Annotated in this window: 7 protein-coding genes; all 7 read left to right on the forward strand. The window is 35.3% G+C overall.

What is annotated here, in order from left to right; translation table 11 throughout:
• The first annotated feature begins 15 nt into the window (after nucleotides 1-15).
• A complete protein-coding gene (locus tag FLP_RS05225) occupies nucleotides 16-2,478 on the forward strand; it encodes a glycoside hydrolase family 95 protein (RefSeq protein WP_065448467.1) in 2,463 nt (820 codons plus the stop codon).
• Between the two features lie 4 nt (nucleotides 2,479-2,482).
• Nucleotides 2,483-4,780, forward strand: a complete 2,298-nt coding sequence (locus tag FLP_RS05230; RefSeq protein ID WP_065448468.1) for a glycoside hydrolase family 127 protein — start codon at nucleotides 2,483-2,485, stop codon at nucleotides 4,778-4,780.
• A 4-nt stretch (nucleotides 4,781-4,784) separates the two neighbouring features.
• Nucleotides 4,785-6,368: a glycoside hydrolase family 43 protein gene (locus tag FLP_RS05235; RefSeq protein WP_065448469.1), complete on the forward strand. Its 1,584-nt coding sequence runs from the start codon at nucleotides 4,785-4,787 to the stop codon at nucleotides 6,366-6,368.
• Nucleotides 6,369-6,713: 345 nt separating this feature from the next.
• Nucleotides 6,714-9,308: a xylan 1,4-beta-xylosidase gene (gene xyl3A / locus FLP_RS05240; RefSeq protein WP_065448470.1), complete on the forward strand. Its 2,595-nt coding sequence runs from the start codon at nucleotides 6,714-6,716 to the stop codon at nucleotides 9,306-9,308.
• Nucleotides 9,309-9,430: 122 nt separating this feature from the next.
• Nucleotides 9,431-13,567: a hybrid sensor histidine kinase/response regulator transcription factor gene (locus FLP_RS05245; protein WP_065448471.1), complete on the forward strand. Its 4,137-nt coding sequence runs from the start codon at nucleotides 9,431-9,433 to the stop codon at nucleotides 13,565-13,567.
• Nucleotides 13,568-14,204: 637 nt separating this feature from the next.
• Nucleotides 14,205-17,219, forward strand: coding sequence for a SusC/RagA family TonB-linked outer membrane protein (locus tag FLP_RS05250; RefSeq protein WP_065448472.1), 3,015 nt, complete (start codon nucleotides 14,205-14,207; stop codon nucleotides 17,217-17,219).
• A gap of 11 nt (nucleotides 17,220-17,230) precedes the next feature.
• Nucleotides 17,231-18,724: a RagB/SusD family nutrient uptake outer membrane protein gene (locus FLP_RS05255; protein ID WP_065448473.1), complete on the forward strand. Its 1,494-nt coding sequence runs from the start codon at nucleotides 17,231-17,233 to the stop codon at nucleotides 18,722-18,724.
• The last annotated feature ends 28 nt before the right edge of the window (nucleotides 18,725-18,752 follow it).

The raw sequence follows: 18,752 nt of genomic DNA on the forward strand, positions 1-18,752 counted from the left end.
ACGAACCCATTATTTATGAAAATATATTTAATTCCCATATTGCTGTTTTTCGGAGTTTCATTATCTGCTCAGCAGACAGATGATTTAAAGCTTTGGTATAAAAGTAGTGCAGGAGCCGTTTGGGAAAATGCCCTGCCCATTGGCAATGGTTTTCAGGGAGCTATGGTTTATGGAAATGTTGAGAAAGAAGTTTTTCAATTGAATGAAGCAACTGTCTGGAGCGGAAGCCCGAATCGAAATGACAATCCGAATGCAAAAGAATCTTTGAGTGAAATAAGAAAACTTCTATTTGGAAAGGAATACAAAAAAGCCGAAAAGCTAATAAACGAAAATATCATTACTAAAAAATCGCATGGGCAAATTTTTCAGCCTGTGGGGAATTTAGAATTGAGTTTTTTAAATCAGCAAGATTTTACAGATTATTATAGGGAACTGGATATTGAAAAAGCCGTCGCAAAAACTACTTATAAAGTAAATGGCATTACGTATACCAGAGAAGCATTTACCTCTTTTCCGGATCGCGTTTTGGTGATTAAACTTTCGGCCGATAAACCCGGGAAGGTTTCATTTTCAGCAGCTTTTTCTTCGGAACATAAAAAAAAGGAAATAATCGTTAGCGGCAATAATGAACTTTTACTTTCGGGCACCACAAGCGATCACGAAGGAGTAGAAGGAAAAGTAAAATTTAAAGCCATAGCAAAATTTAAAGTTCAGGGTGGAAATATAAAATCAGCTGGCAATTCTGTACAAATAGAAGATGCCGATTCTGTTTTGATTTATGTTTCGATTGCCACCAATTTTAAAAATTATAATGATATCAGCGGCAATGAAAACGAACTCGCAACATCTTTTCTGAATAAGGCTTTTGATAAGTCTTATGATAAAATGAAGGAAGCGCACATCGCTTTTTATCAAAAATATTTTAAAAGAGTTCAGCTTGATTTGGGAACTACAATAGCCTCAAAATTACCGACAGACGAAAGACTGGCCAATTTCAGAAAGGTTTCAGATCCTTCTTTTGTGACCTTGTATTATCAATACGGACGTTATTTATTGATTTCTTCCTCCCAGCCAAGAGGTCAGGCGGCCAATCTTCAGGGTATTTGGAACAAAAGTATGACACCGGCCTGGGATAGTAAATATACGATCAACATTAATACCGAGATGAATTACTGGCCGGCCGAAAAAACGAATTTATCTGAAATGCATGAGCCGCTTTTAAAAATGATTCAGGAATTAGCACAAACCGGAAAAGAAACAGCCAAAGTAATGTACGGTGCCCGCGGTTGGATGGCGCATCACAATACCGATATTTGGAGAATTAACGGAGCCGTTGACGGCGCCACCTGGGGAGTATGGAATGCAGGCGGCGGCTGGCTGAGTCAGCATTTATGGGAGCATTATTTGTATACGGGTGATAAAAAATATCTGGAATCGGTATATGAAACATTAAAAGGAGCTGCTGATTTTTATGCTGATTTTTTAGTAAAAGATCCAACAAGTGGCTGGCTGGTCGTGGCACCCGGAAATTCACCTGAAAATGCTCCGGCCGCACATCAGGGTTCTGCAGTAACGGCGGGCTCAACGATGGACAATCAAATTGTATTTGATGTTTTTACTTCGGTTATAAAAGCATCAGAAGTATTGGGGAAAAACAAGCAATATGCAGACAGTTTAAAAGTATTAAGAAATATGCTGCCGCCTATGCAAATTGGCCAATACAATCAGCTTCAGGAATGGCTGGATGATGTGGATGATCCCAAAGACAATCACCGTCATATTTCGCATTTATATGGTTTATATCCTTCTAATCAGATTTCTGCTTATAAAACGCCCGAGCTTTTTGCGGCCGCAAAGAATACGTTGCTTCAAAGAGGCGATATTTCTACAGGCTGGAGCATGGGCTGGAAGGTGAACTGGTGGGCAAAAATGCAGGACGGCAACCACGCTTACAGCCTGATTCAGAGTCAGCTCACACCGCTTGGTGTAAACAAAGAAGGAGGAGGAACTTACAACAATCTTTTTGATGCACATCCGCCTTTTCAAATTGATGGCAATTTTGGATGTACCTCCGGAATAACCGAAATGTTGATGCAAAGTTCCGATGATGCAATTCATCTGCTTCCCGCTTTGCCGGATGCCTTAAAAGAATATGGCGAAATTTCAGGACTAAAAGCGCATGGAGGTTTTGAAATCAAGAACGTGAAATGGAAAAACGGAAAATTAATTGCTGTAACAATTCAGTCCAATCTTGGCGGAAATTTGAGATTAAGAACGCCAAATGAAATCAGAAAAAAAGACAATAAAAATTTAAAAATAGCGTCGGGAATTAATTCAAATGTTTTTTACCAAACTGTGGAGGTCAAAAAGCCAGTTATTGCGGAAAAATCGACTATAAAACCATTGGATATTGCCACAACTTATTTGTATGATATAAAGACTGAAAAAGGTAAAAGCTACAGTTTCTTAATTAAATAATACTATGAAAAATATTTTTAGAAAATATAAAATCTTCTGTTGCTTGTTCGGATTGTGGATCACATCTTCTGCAACAGCACAAATGCAATTGTTTGATTTAAAAGAAGTAAGGCTAAAAGAAGGTCCGTTTAAAAATGCTCAGGATGTTGATCTGAAATATATTTTAGAACTCAATCCAGACCGCCTTTTAGCACCTTACCTTATCGCCTCTGGAATACCCGTTAAAGCAGAACGTTACGGGAATTGGGAGAGTATAGGACTTGACGGACACATTGCCGGACATTATCTTTCTGCATTAGCGATGATGTATGCTTCTACCGGAAATAGGGAAGTTAAAAACCGACTGGATTATATGATCTCAGAACTGGAGAAATGCCAGCAAAAAAACGGAAACGGTTATGTGGGAGGAATTCCGCAGGGAAAAGTTTTTTGGGACCGCATTCATAACGGTGATATCGACGGAAGCAATTTCGGATTAAATAATACTTGGGTTCCGCTGTACAATATCCATAAACTTTTTGCCGGTTTAACCGATACGTATCATTACACTGGAAATGAAAAAGCAAAAGAGATTTTGATACAACTGGGCGATTGGTTTATCGAATTAATTCGTCCGCTTTCTGAAGAGCAAATTCAAAATATATTAAAAACAGAACACGGCGGTATAAACGAATCTTTTGCCGATTTATATATCATCACAAAAAACAAAAAATACCTGGAAACTGCCGAAAAAGTTTCGCATTTAGCAATCTTAAATCCGCTGGAAAAAAAAGAAGACAAATTAACAGGATTGCATGCCAATACCCAAATTCCAAAAGTAATTGGATTTGAGAAAATCGGCAGACTTTCCGGAAATAAAGACATGACAGATGCCGCGCAGTTCTTTTGGGAAAATGTAACCCAAAAACGCAGCGTAGCATTTGGAGGAAATAGTTTTGCAGAACATTTTAATCCAACCGAAGATTTCAGCGGGATGTTAAAATCAAATCAGGGGCCGGAAACGTGTAATTCCTATAATATGGAACGTTTGAGTAAAGCTTTATTTTTAGACCAAAACAAGGTAAGTTATCTTGATTTTTACGAGCGTACGCTTTACAATCACATTCTTTCGAGCCAGCATCCTGAAAAAGGCGGTTTTGTGTATTTTACTCCCATCAGACCGAATCATTATCGCGTGTATTCCCAGCCGGAAACGAGCATGTGGTGTTGTGTGGGTTCGGGGCTTGAAAATCATTCGAAATATGGAGAATTAATTTACAGCCATACAGAAAATGATGTTTTTGTAAATCTCTTTATTCCGTCTGTTTTAGACTGGAAAGAAAAAGATCTTTACATCGAACAAAGCACAAAATTCCCTTATCAAAACAGCACAAATCTTGTTTTGAAACTGAAGAAAAGCAAAACATTTTCAATGAATATCCGCTATCCGGAATGGGCTGAAGATTTTGAAATTTCGATTAATGGAAAAATTCAGAAAATAGAAGCGAAGCCTTCCAGTTATGTAACAATTACAAGAAAATGGAAATCCGGAGATCAAATTTCGGTTACATTTAAAACTTCGACACATTTAGAAAATTTGCCGGACGGCTCCAACTGGAGTGCTTTTGTAAACGGACCTATTGTATTGGCTGCCAAAACATCCAACAAAGATTTAGACGGATTATTTGCCGATGACAGCCGAATGGGACATGTAGCAGCCGGTAAATATTATCCGTTGGATCAGGCATATGCGATAATTGGAGACAAAGCAGCGTATATCGCAAAAATGAAGGATTTGGGAAACCTGCATTTCCGTTTAGATTCGTTGGAATTACAACCTTTTTTTGAAATTCATGATGCGCGATATCAAATGTATTTTCAAAATTATACCAAAGAACAATATCAGGAAAAGCATGCACTTTTAAAACAACAGGAAATACAGGCATTGGCTCTGGAAGCTAAAACCGTTGATAAAATTAATTGCGGTGAGCAGCAGTCAGAAGTAGATCATGGCTATAAAGGCGAAAAAAGTGATTCAGGTTATGATGATACAAAAGCCTGGAGAAGTACCAAATCGTATATTTCTTATCAGTTATTAAATAAAAACAAATCCGGAAAATATCTGGATATCATTTGCACAGCCGATTTTAAAACGGATAATATCACGATTCTCATCAATGAAAAACCGGTTTCGATTATTTCTACAGCAAATAAAACCATCCGATTAAATATTGAAAAGATTGAAGTGGTAAACATTACCATAAAATCTAATGACGGAAGCAATAGTCCGAAGTTTCATCAATTCAGAATTTTAAAAGAGTAAATAAATGATGCCAGATAAAATAAAAATCAGTAATGCTTTTTTTAGTCTTTTTTTGCTTTTTACCTTATGTAATTATGCACAAAACAAGGCGCAGAATCCGGTCATTTTTGCTGATGTTCCTGATATGTCTATTATTCGTGTAAACGATATTTATTACATGAGCAGCACGACCATGCACATGAATCCGGGCGTTCCCATCATGAAATCAAATGACTTAGTCAATTGGAAAATAGTCAATTATGCCTATCAAACCTTAGAAGATGATAACGATAAACTAAATCTGGATAATGGAAAAAATGATTACGGAAGAGGTTCGTGGGCGAGTAGTTTAAATTATCATAATGGTATTTATTATGTGAGTACTTTCTCCGGAACGACGGGTAAAACCTATATTTTTTCTACAAAAGATATAGAAAAAGGCCCTTGGAAAAAAAACGTTTTGAATTCTTCTTATCACGATCATTCTATCTTTTTTGATGATGACGGAAAAGTGTATATGGTTTGGGGAGCAGGAAAATTACAGATCGTCGAATTACAATCAGATTTGTCTGCTGTAAAAGAAGAAACAAAAAAAGTCTTAATAGAAAATGCAAGTGCTCCCGCCGGTAACAATATTATGCTCCAATCTGAAGGTTCACAGCTTTTTAAGATCAAAGGGAAATATTATTTGTTTAATATCGTCTGGCCCAAAGACGGCATGCGAACGGTTATCATACACAGGGCAGATCAAATTTCAGGTCCGTGGGAAGGAAAAGTAGGATTGCAGGATTTAGGAGTAGCACAAGGCGGACTGATAGATACGCCAGACGGAAAATGGTTTTCGTACCTGTTCAGGGATTTTGGCGGTGTCGGGCGTATTCCTTATTTCGTTCCGGTTAAGTGGCAAGACGACTGGCCAGTTTTAGGCCAAAATAATAAAGTACCGGAATACCTGGATTTGCCTCCAAACAAAAGTGTAATTCCCGGTATTGTAGACTCCGATGATTTTGATCGAAAAAAGAATGATCCAAATTTGCCTCTAGTCTGGCAATGGAACCATAATCCGGATAACTCGCTTTGGTCTGTAAAAGAAAGAAAAGGTTTTTTAAGATTGAAAACCGGAAGAATTGACAGCAGTTTTGTTCAGGCAAAAAATACATTGACGCAAAGAACTTTTGGCCCTCAAAGTTCCGGAACTATTGTAATTGAGATTTCTAAAATGAAAGACGGTGACTTTGCAGGACTTTCTTTATTGCAAAAAGAGTACGGATTAATTGGCGTAAAAGCCGAAAAAAATGCGAAGAAAATCGTCATGATAGAAGCGCTTAAAGACATTCCTGCCGAGATACAAAGTATTCCGTTAACTCAGGATAAAATTTATTTAAGGGCTGAATGTAATTTTAAAGACAAAATAGATGAAGGCCAATTTTTTTACAGTTTAGACGGTAAAAAATGGATTAGTATCGGAAAAACAATAAAACTGCCTTATACACCTCCGCATTTTATGGGATATCGATTTGGTTTGTTCAACTACGCAACTAAAAATATTGGCGGTTATGTAGATTTTGATTATTTCCATATTAAAGCTCAAATTTCAAAAAATAATTAATACAAGTTGCCAGACTAACAATTCAATACATAAGCTGGCTCTAAAAAAGTTTAATCCCTAAGGGATATTTTTTCTGGTAGTAAAGTTCAAACGTGCTGTTTGTCATTTCGACGGAGGAGAAATCTCCGCGAGAAGCTCGACAAAGATTGGATCCTCGTTGCGGAGTTACTTGTGGAGATTTCTCCTTCGTCGAAATGACATAAAATGAGAAAAAAATGCAAAAAGCTTAACTTAATGACATTGCCCGTAGGGACTACACTTTATTAACTAGCAACTTGAATTAATTAGTTTACGATTTAACCAAAATAAAATACGCATTAATATATTAACTCAAATAGAATAATCATGAAAATTAGTTATTTGTTTATTATAAGTTTACTATCTTTTTTTAGTGTAAACGCACAGCAATATTCTTATAAGAATCCTGCTCTTAGTTCATCAGAACGTGCAAAAGATTTAATTTCCAGATTAACGCTTGAAGAAAAAACGGCGTTAATGTGCGACCAGAGTGATCCGATACCCAGACTTGGCATTAAAAAATTCAATTGGTGGAGCGAAGCCCTGCACGGTTACGCGAACAATGATAATGTTACCGTTTTTCCGGAACCTATTGGTATGGCAGCCTCTTTTGATGATCAGTTGGTTTATAATGTTTTTGATGCAGTTTCTGATGAAGCCCGTGCAAAATACAACCAATGGATTAAGGGCGGCAATGAAAACAAACGATTTTTAAGCTTATCGGTTTGGACACCAAACGTCAATATTTTCAGGGATCCGCGTTGGGGACGCGGTCAGGAAACGTATGGAGAAGATCCGTATTTAACTTCCCGAATGGGAATTTCTGTGGTAAAAGGATTGCAAGGTCCTGCCGATGCCAAATACCGCAAACTTTTGGCCTGCGCCAAACATTTTGCCGTGCATTCTGGTCCGGAATGGAGCCGACATGAACTGAATTTGAATAATATAAATCCCCGTGAATTATACGAAACCTATTTGCCTGCCTTTAAGGCATTGGTACAAGATGCCGATGTGCGTCAGGTGATGTGTGCGTATCAGCGTCTGGATGATGAACCTTGCTGCAGTAACACACGTTTATTACAGCGAATTTTGCGTGACGAATGGGGTTTTAAATATCTTGTAGTTTCAGATTGCGGTGCTGTTACCGATTTTTATACCACGCATAAAGTTTCTTCAGATGCAACACACGCTGCCTCAAAAGCCGTTTTGGCAGGAACGGATGTTGAATGTGTTTGGGAGAAATATCCGTTTAAAAACCTTCCGGAAGCCGTTGAGAAAGATTTAATTAAAGAATCTGATATTGATAAAAGTCTGCTTCGTGTTTTAACGGGCCGTTTTGATCTGGGCGAAATGGATGATGATGCCATCGTACCGTGGGCCCAAATTCCGGCTTCTGTACTTAACAGTAAGAAACATCAGCAATTAGCGCTCGAAATGGCGCAAAAATCGATGACTCTTTTACAAAATAAAAACAATATTTTGCCTTTAAATAAAGCCATCAACAAAGTGGCAGTAATTGGCCCGAATGCAGATAATGAACCGATGTTATGGGGAAATTACAATGGAACCCCCGTTAAAACCATCACTATTAAAAGCGGTATAGAATCAAAAGTTGCACAAAATAAAATCGTGTACGACAAAGGCTGCGATTTAGTCGAAGATAAAGTCAACCAAAGTTATTTTGACCAGATTTCATTTGAAGGCAAAAAAGGAATGAAAGCCACTTATTGGAACAATCCAAACAGAGAAGGGAATAGTGTGGCAACGCAGCAAATTATAAATCCGATAAAAATGACTACTGCCGGACAGCATGAATTTGCTTCGGGTGTTAAACTGGAAGGATTTTCTGCCAGATACGAAACGGAATTTCTGGCGAAAGAAAAGGATAGTCTTGTTTTTAAAACCGGAGCTACCGGAGCTTTTGAATTATTGGTTAATGGAAAATCTATAGCAAAATATACCAATTGGCGCACTGTTCCCGGAAAAATTGCTTTTGGAGTTGAGGCGGGCAAAAAATATAAAATCGAAATTCTATATGCGCAATCCAACAATTGGCAGGCAAATCTTGAATTTGATTTTGGGAAAGAACACGATATCAATTTCGCGGCATTAATTCAAAAATTAAAAGACATCGATACTGTAATTTTCGTGGGCGGACTTTCTACACTTCTTGAAGGGGAGGAGATGCCGGTTTCTTTTCCAGGTTTTAAAGGGGGCGACAGAACCAATATTGAACTTCCCGCCGTTCAGAGAAAATGTTTGCAGGAGCTTAAAGCTGCCGGTAAAAAAGTAGTTTTTGTAAACTGCTCCGGTTCTGCCATTGCTTTTGCACCAGAAACAGCCAGTTGTGATGCTATTCTGCAAGCGTGGTATCCGGGCGAATCAGGTGGTCAGGCTGTCGCCGATGTGCTGTTTGGAGATTATAACCCTGCGGGAAAACTGCCGGTTTCTTTTTATAAAAATTCAGACATTTTAGGCGATTTTGAAGATTATTCAATGAAAGGGCGTACGTATAGATATACTACAAATGTTTTGTTTCCGTTTGGTTTTGGTTTAAGTTATTCAAAGTTTCAAATTGGTACGGCAAATCTCAGTAAGACAAAAATAAAATCAAATGAAAATACACAATTGAATTTTTCAATAAAGAACATCAGTAAAAGAGAAGGAACAGAGATTGTGCAGGTATATGTTCGAAAAGTGAATGATAAAGATGGTCCTTTAAAAACATTGAAAGCTTTTAAAAGAATCAATTTAAAAGCCGGCGAAAAGCAGGATGTCACTATTGATTTACCTGCTGCTTCATTTGAATTTTATGACGAAAGTACGAGAGGAATAAATGTAACTTCGGGTCAATATGAAGTGTATTACGGTACGAGTTCAGATGGAAAAGATTTAAAAACGACAAAACTATTTGTACAATAAGATTTCATCTTTATAATTAAAAAATAAACAAGTAATCAAAATCTGTTTTATTCATTGAAAATCAAATGATAAGTTTCGGTTAAAAGAGCATATATTTATTTTAATTTACTAACCATTTTATAATGTCCCAAAAAAAATATTTTAGAGCCCTTGTTATCTTATTTTTTGCAATTAATAGTCTGTTTTCTCAAAATACATTTGAAGACTATCAATTTCGGTTATTAAATAAGGAGACCTCAAAAAGTGGTATATATACCATTACCCAGGATCAGTCCGGGTTTTTGTGGATTGGGACTAATGGCGCGGGTTTATTTAAATATGATGGGATAAATTATGTTGCATATGAGCAAAACTCTAAACTTAGTAATGCTATCAATAGTAATCTTATATATGTTACTTATGTAGATACTCACAATAGGCTGTGGGTAGGAACAGATGAAGGATTATGTCTGTATAACAGGAATTTAAATACCTTTGAAAGTATTGATATTCAAAAAAAGATTAAAAAAGAAACGGTAATTTCTGTAAAAAGTATCATCGAAGACAATAATGGAAATCTTTTTCTGGGAACATTTAATAGTGATTTGCTGAAATTAAATATTAAAACCCGCGAAATAACCAAGATTAAAACGAATGTTTCAAATACAGAAAATTACCTGATCAATTGTTTGGTAAAGGATAAAAAAGGGACTATTTATCTGGGGACTAATTTTGGTTTAAAAGCAGTTGACCCGATAAAAAATGAGATTAAAAAAGTAAACATTGGAAAAAATAATGAAAAGCTCTCCTTAAATATTATTTCCATGTTTATAGACCGCACACAAAACCTCTGGATTGGCAATGGATTTAAGGGACTTGTAAAGGTTGATTTAAATTCTAAAACGAAAGAAGCCGCTTACTATCCTATTACCAGAAAAAGAATCATGTCAATATTGGCAACAGATCCTAAAACAATTCTTTGTGCGACAGAAAATGATGGTTTAATCATTGTTAACGATCAGGGTATTGTTCAAAAAAAATATGCAAACAGTAAATACAATAATCGCAGTTTAGGTTCCAATTCTGTCTGGTCGTTATTTTTAGATAAAGAAAATAGAATTTGGCTGGGTTATTACAATAAAGGTTTAGGTGTTTTTGATAAAATAAACAGCAAAGTAAGTATCATCGAAAGTTTGCCCGGAAATTTACAGTCTTTACAAACCAATTGTGTTACCGGTATTGCAAAAGACCAGCAAGATCAGTTGTGGATTTCTATGGAAGGCGGAGGAGTGGATGTTTACAATACGATTACTAAAAGTTTTAAACATATTACCAAATCTGATCGAAGTTTTTATTCTGGATTAACCAATGATAATATAACGAATGTATTTATTGATAAAAAGCAAAACATTTGGTTATCAAGCTGGAATGAAGGGGTTTTTGTTTTAAAAAAGGGAAGCAATAAATTTATTAACTATAGCACAAAAAACACTCCCGGTTTTGCATCAGACAATATCATGAGTATTGCCGAAGATTCCAGAGGTGTAATCTGGATTGGAACTTTTTCAAAAGGACTGCATTATTATACTCCATCGGATGGTCAATTTCATCATTGTAATTCTAAACCGTTTTACACCAGTGGAATAATAAATTCAGACATCAGGAAAATAATAGTAGATTCAGATGATGCCGTTTGGGTGGGTTCGACAACAGGTTTGTACAGGGTTAATACAAATGATTTAGTTTCTTTTACAGTAACTTCTTTTAGGGATAAAATGTCTGAAAAGCTTAGAAATCATAAAAGTACCCATACTATTAATACTTTATACGAAGCCAAAAACAAAGAAATTTGGATTGGTACTGATGGAGCCGGATTATTTAGCTATGATAAAAAAAAAGGCAATATAAAATGGTATATCAACTTTAAAGGGCTGAACGAAAAATCAATATCGTCTATTGTAGAATCAAATGACGGGAGTATTTGGTTAAGCGGAAAAAAAGGAATTACAAAACTGGATTTAAAAAACAATACTACCGCTAATTATTCGATCTATGACGGTTTATTGGGAAATGATTTTAATAATAACGCTGTCCTGAAAGACGAAAAAGGATTGCTATATTTTGGAAGTTATGAAGGCTTAAATTATTTTAATCCTGCCAGCTTGGTTAAAAGCAAAAAACAGCTGCCGGTTTACTTAACAGATCTGAAACTTTTTAATAAATCAGTAGGTCCGCTCGAAAAAAACTCACCCTTAATAAAAGTAATATCGCAGACAAAAAAGATCATTCTTAAGCACGATCAGTCTGTATTTACAATTGATTTTATTGCTGTAAATTATTCTTTTCCAGCCAGAAATGAATTCGCTTATTATTTAGAAGGATTTGAAGATTCATGGAATTATGTTGGCAGTAAACGCTCGGCCACCTATACAAACTTAGCGCCGGGAAAGTATATTTTTAAGGTAAAAGCGTCAGAAAAAAATGGAGTCTGGAATCAAAATCCGCTGGAATTACAAATTGAAATTTTGCCGCCCTGGTGGAAAACACCTTTTGCGTATTTATTTTATTCCTTATTACTATTAGCTGCAATTTATTTTACCAACCAATACTATCAAAATCGTTTTAAACAAAAACAAATGATAGAATTTGAACAGAAAAAAGCAATTCAGATTGAAAAATTAAATAATAAAAAACTACAATTTTTTACCAATATCTCGCATGAATTCAGAACGCCGCTTACTTTAATTTTAAATCCGTTAGGAGATATAATGAAGAACCATAACCTGGATTTACCGCAAAGTGTGTTGAGTAAATTACAGACTATTCAAAAAAGTTCCGACAGGCTTTCAAGATTAATCAATGAGCTGATGGACTTCAATCAGCTGCAATTTAATAAAATGCCGCTAAAAGTGCAGTTTGTTGAATTAGTTGGTTTTACAAAGGAAATTGCCAGTTATTTTGATGAAGAAGCGTTAAGTCGGGGAATTGAATTGCATTATGAATCCAATAAAAAAACATTTAAAGATTGGATAGATCCAAAGATGTTCGAAAAAATTATTTTTAACGTTATTTCAAATGCCTTTAAAGTAACTCCTGATAATGGAAAAATAATAATAAAAATATTGGTTAACGAAGAATTAGTTCATTTTCCTTTGATAAATTCAACCAACGCCACTCCTTGTTTTGAAGTTATTATTGAAGACACAGGTTCAGGATTAGATAAAAAAGATATTAAGAAAATTTTTGACCGTTTCTATCAGGTTAATAATTTGAATAAAGCGTATTACGGAAGCACAGGAATCGGACTGGAGGTTGTTCGCGGATTTGTAGAGTTGCATAAAGGAAAGATCGAAGTAGAAAGTAAATTAGGGTTTGGTACCACTTTTAGATTACTATTTCCACTCGGAAAGGAATTCTTTAATGAAAACGAAGTGATGCTGGAGGAATTTAAAAAAGAGAAAAAAATAAGTTTCACACCCATTGCCGAAGAAACTGCCATTCCATCAGCAGATGCTCAGGATAAACAAGAACGAATTTACACCATTTTGATTGTTGAAGATAATGCCGAATTACGAAATTATTTAAAAAACGAACTCAAAAAGGAGTACAAAGTTTTAACAGCAGAAAATGGTCAGGTTGGTTTAGAATTAGCGCTGCAAAAACTGCCTGATTTGATTTTAACAGATGTCATTATGCCGGTTATGAATGGTTTAGAATTGTGTGCAAGTATTAAAGCAGATTTGACAACCAGCCATATTCCGTTGATGATGCTGTCTGCAAAAGCATTGATTAAGGACAGGTTAGAAGGTATTGATTCCGGTGCCGATATTTATTTGAGCAAACCTTTTGATATGGATATTCTGCGTTCCAGTTTAATTCAGCTTATCAAAAGCAGACAGATTATGTTTAATAAATTTTACAACGGAATTACTCCAAAAGCAAAAGAAAAAACAACTACTCTGGATAATGAATTTATAAAAAATGTACTGAATTACATCAATCAAAATATTAGTGAATACGAATTGAGTGTCGAGGTTCTGGCCTCAAAAGTGTTTTTAAGCAGAAGCCAATTGTATCGAAAAATAAAAACATTAACAGGTGTAACAGTAAATGAATTTATACGTAATGTTCGTTTAGAAAAAGCAAAAGAACTTATAGAGCTGGGTAATGATAATATGTCTGAGATTAGTATCAAGGTTGGTTTTAGTTCCCCTTCTTATTTTACAAAATGTTATAAAGAAAAATTTGGCTATCTGCCAACACACAATAAGAAGCAATAATAGTATTGAAGTAAAAAAAAGTTTCAAAACACCATTTAAAAAATTGAATATTTAATTGCCGTTTTGATTAAAGTCCGGATAAAAAAGATGAGAAGCTGTGTCACTTATTTGTGAGACAGCTTTTTTGCTTTAACAAAAAACCGATTTCAATTTATGAGCAGGCATTATAATCAATTTGTTTAAGACGTAATGAATTAACATGAAACATAAATTTTAGATAATTATTAAAAACACTTAAATAATGTTTAATTTTTATTTCATACTCAAAAAAAAGATTACAATATTATGAATACCTTATTCTTGCTGTTTTATAGTTAAATATTTGATAAATAGGGCATTGTGTGTTTTTTGAAGGTTTCGTGCTACAAATTTGATAGTTTTTGCAACATTTTTAATATGTGAAATTTATGTTAACCTTATATTTTTGGGTTCTAATAAAACCAAATATTCAAAGAAGTAAGTATTAACATTTTTTAAAAAATTACAGTATGAAATGAAATCAAGAATTATTTATTGTAAGACTTTTTTTTATTCAATTAAAGGATCGAAAATAGTTACAAGCTAATTTGATGATCAAAACAATAAATAAACTTTACAACCAAACAACTATTTAAACTAATCAAAAAAACCACTAAAAATGATTTTAAAATTTAGAATTGCAATAATCACATTGCTAATAATCGGCAGTCAGAATTTGATTGCACAATCAAAGACGGTACAGGGGATAATTACCGATCCTTCAGGATTTCCTTTGCCTGGAGCCAGTGTGAATGTAGAGGGATCAAAAAATAGCGCATCAACAGATTTTGATGGTAAATACTCCTTAAGTGACGTGAACCCTACAGATAAGATCACTTATTCCTTTGTAGGCTTGATTTCGCAAACCATAACAGTGGGTACGAGAACCAGAATTGATGTTGTATTAGCACTATCGACACAAAACTTAAATGAAGTGATAGTAGGTTACGGTAGTCAAAAGAGAACTAAAGTTACCGGAGCCATTTCGACAGTAAGTTCAAAAGATATTGTGGCCGTGCCTATTACTAATGCAGAGTCAGCTTTACAGGGTAGGGCTGCAGGTGTTACCGTTGTAAATGGTGCTCCTGGTTCTAATCCTACAGTGACCATTAGAGGTTTGGCCACCATGGGAAATAGTGCTCCATTATATGTAATTGATGGTGTTCTAACAGGAAACTTATCAGGATTAAGCCCTAATGACATAGAATCGATGTCGGTTCTAAAAGATGCTTCGACAACAGCTTTATATGGTTCAAAAGCTTTTAATGGAGTAATTATGGTTACTACTAAAAAAGGAAAAAAAGGACCGGGCCAATTGAATTTTAGTACTTACGCCGGTTTTCAGACTATTACAAAAAGATATGATGTTTTAAATACACAACAATATCTTCAATACGCTAAAGATCTGGGTAGTGATTTGACGGCAAGAGCTGCTGAGTTTGGAAATATAAATACCAATTGGCAGGATCAGATTTTTCAAAGCGGTGTGATGCAGGATTATAATTTAAGTTTCTCAAATGGTACAGAAACATCTACTTCCCGCTATTCTGCTGAATATTTAAAACAGGAAGGAGCCGTTATTAATACTGGGTTTGAGCGTTACTCTTTTAGAGCCAATAACACACAGGATATTGGAAAACTTAAAGTAGGCAGTAACATCGGGATTTCTTTTAGTACAATCAATCCGGAGCGTAGTGCAGGAGGAAGAACATTATTGGAACACGCTATTAAAATGGCACCTTACTTACCTATTTATAATAATAGTGAAACAAGTGTAGGCGGCTATCAGGGACCTAGTGCTATAGACGGTAATGATGCCGAGAATCCTGTACGTGTGGCAAATTTAGGCTATCAAAAAATTAATAATTTATCTATAATAGGAAATATCTACGCTGAATTGGAAATCTTTAAGGGCTTAAAATTCAGATCACAAGTTTCATTAGATTACTATACTGGTAAAGATCATACTTTTGTTCCCAGCTACAGTGATGGTTCTGCTCATAATCAGGCATTTTCTACCACAAATGAAACAAACACTCAGGGACAAACCATTGTTTTTGATAATAGTTTAACCTATAAAACGACTATTGCTGCCAAACACAACATTGAAGTTTTAGGTGTTATAACGAAAATTGACGGAAAATCACAAAATTTAATCGCAGGAAGCCGTTATAATATTTCAAATGATATAGATCAGCTGAGATATAATGAGGGAAATTTAAGCTCTGCTAATTATGTAGAGAAAAATATTGGATATATTGCCCGTATCAACTACGATTATGATGATAAATACATCTTCGCTGCTTCTGGCCGTAGGGATGCTTCTTCACGCTTTGGAGCTAATAATCGCTGGGGTAATTTCTACTCATTTGCTTTGGGTTGGAATATAGCCAAAGAAAGTTTTATGGCAAATTCTGTTTTTAGTACCTTAAAACTTAGAGCAAGTACGGGAACAACAGGAAATGACAGAATAGACAATTATCAGTATGCTGCTACATTACTTGCTGATTACAATTATCCTATTAATGGAGGAAATGCACAAGGAGTTTCCAGTGGAGTAGCTTCTAATCCTGACTTGAAATGGGAGTCTAAAAAAGACAGAAATATAGGTTTGGATTTTGGTTTCTTTGATGAAAAATTTACAGGATCTGTTGAGTATTTCAACAATAAAAGCAGTGACATTCTTTTTGCTGTTCCATTAGCAGCTTCTGTAGGATCTGCCGGCGGAGGAACTCAACTTCAAAATGTTGCCGATGTAAAAGTATCAGGTTACGAAATATCATTAGGTTATAATGATCGAAAAGGAGATTTTACATGGTCAGCCTTAGCTAATCTAGGAACAAGTAAAAATGAAGTGACAGGTTTAGCGCCGGGACTTACCAGCGTATTGGGCGGCCCATCGGCAAGAGCTGGTTTAGAAAATTTCTCAAGACTGGAAGTAGGCCAGCCATTATTCTACTTTTACGGTTATGAAACCAATGGAATTTATCAAAATCAAGCAGAAGTAGACGCTGTTTTTGGACCAGGGCAAACGATCATAAAACCGGGTGATATTAGAATTATAGATCGTGACGGTAACAAAATCATTAATTCAAATGATAAAACAAATATTGGAAATCCTTATCCGGATTTTACATACGGTTTAAACCTTACAGCAGCGTATAAAAAGTTCGATTTTAACTGTTTCATTACAGGAGTTCAAGGGAATGATATTTATAATGCAAATACTTTTGATTTAACAGGAATGAATCGTTTGTTTAATGCCAGTACGGACGTTTTAGGCAGAGCAAATGTTGTAAACGGTGTTGTTACGAATCCATCAGCTACTTTACCAAGAGCTCAGGGTGCAGATATAAACTGGTCTTCAGCTAATCAGCGTTATATAGAAGATGGTTCTTATACCCGATTGAAAAATGTTACTTTAGGATATACGCTTTCTGGAGAAACGTTTGGCAGTTATTTTTCTAATATAAGATTCTATGTAAGCGGACAAAACCTTATTACGATTACGAAATATTCCGGTTTAGATCCTGAAATTGCCCGTACAGATGGTAATGCCAATTCTGCAGGTATTGACTTGGGAAGATACCCACAGCCTAAATCAGTAATTTTTGGACTTGATGTTAAATTTTAATTTATAAGATGATGAAAAAAATAAAATATATAGTTGCAGTAACGTTGGGAATTTTAACCCTAAATTCATGTGACACCGCAGATTTAGAATTGACAAACCCAAACACGCTATCGCCGGACACTTTCTTTACGACAGCAGCGCAGGTCGAATCTTCTGTAAATGCTGCCTATGCCAATTTGCAGACAAGAGGATTATATGCCAGAAATTTTGCCTTTGCAATGGATCTAATGGGGCAGGATGCTGCAGGAAACCCACAATTAGAAGGAAATAAAAAACCTTTTCAGGATTTTTCTTTTAATGCAGGAAACGATATTATTCAGTATTATTGGGAATCCTGTTATTTAGGTATATCCAGAGCTAATTTTGTTTTAGATAATGAAGCAAAAATTAATGCTTTACCAACTCTTATTTTATCACAAGAACAAAAAAATAAATTTTTAGGCGAAGCCCACTTTTTAAGAGCCTATTATTATTTTCTTTTAGTGAAACGTTTTGGTGATTTACCAATTTATAAAACAGGAACTATCATAGGTGTTGCAAGAAGTCCTAAAGCAGAAGTTTATGACTTGATTAGAACAGACATGGAATTTGCTTCTCAAAATTTATTATCAAAAAGCGTCGAAGTAACAGGTCGTGCTACCAAAGAAGCCGCTTACGCATACTTGGGTAAAATACTATTATACCAAAAAAAGTATGATGAAGCTTTAGTTGCATTTAATGGGGTTACAGGATTTAGTCTTGAAGACAAAGGCAATTTCTATAATAACTTTATGGAGGAAACCGAACATGGTAAAGAATCCATTTTTGAAATTGAATTTAATGAAAATAACGGAACAGGTAATAAATGGGATGATGCCGGTAACAGCGGCGGAACTGGTTTTGCTGAGTCGACTCTTAGAGGTCAGGAATATGGTAATTTAAGTTGGTATAATGTTTATCCGCCAGACAATCTTTTAAATTCTTTTGAGGCAGGAGATTTGCGTTTTGGAGACACCTTTTATGTACCGGGCTCAAAATATTTAAACGGAAAAGCTACTATGACAGCGCAAAACTTTAATACCTCAGCAGGTCTTAGAAATGCAGGCTGGAAAAAATACCAAAACTATTACAAAAAAGCAGATGAAGCGACGCAGTCCAGTATAAATTTCAAAGTTATGCGTTATTCAGATATACTGCTTATGAAAGCAGAATGTGAAAACCAAAGAGATGGAGGTTCTCAAACAACTGCCATAGCGTATATCAAAGAAGTTAGAGACAGAGCAGGTTTAACCACTACAATTGCTGCAACAAAAGACGATGTTTTTAAAGCAATTATTCATGAACGCAAAGTAGAGTTTGCCGGTGAACAAAGCCGATTTGATGATATTATAAGATGGGGTATTGCGAGTACAGAATTAGCTGGTACTGGTTTTCAGGCTGGAAAAAATGAATTATGGCCAATACCAAACAGAGAAACATCTTCAAATCCTAATATAAAACCAAGTGATAATAATCCTGGTTACTAAAAAGACAAATTTTGGTAGTTTGAGTTGA

The organism is Flavobacterium piscis (assembly GCF_001686925.1).
In the GTDB taxonomy this organism is placed as follows: Bacteria; Bacteroidota; Bacteroidia; order Flavobacteriales; family Flavobacteriaceae; genus Flavobacterium; species Flavobacterium piscis.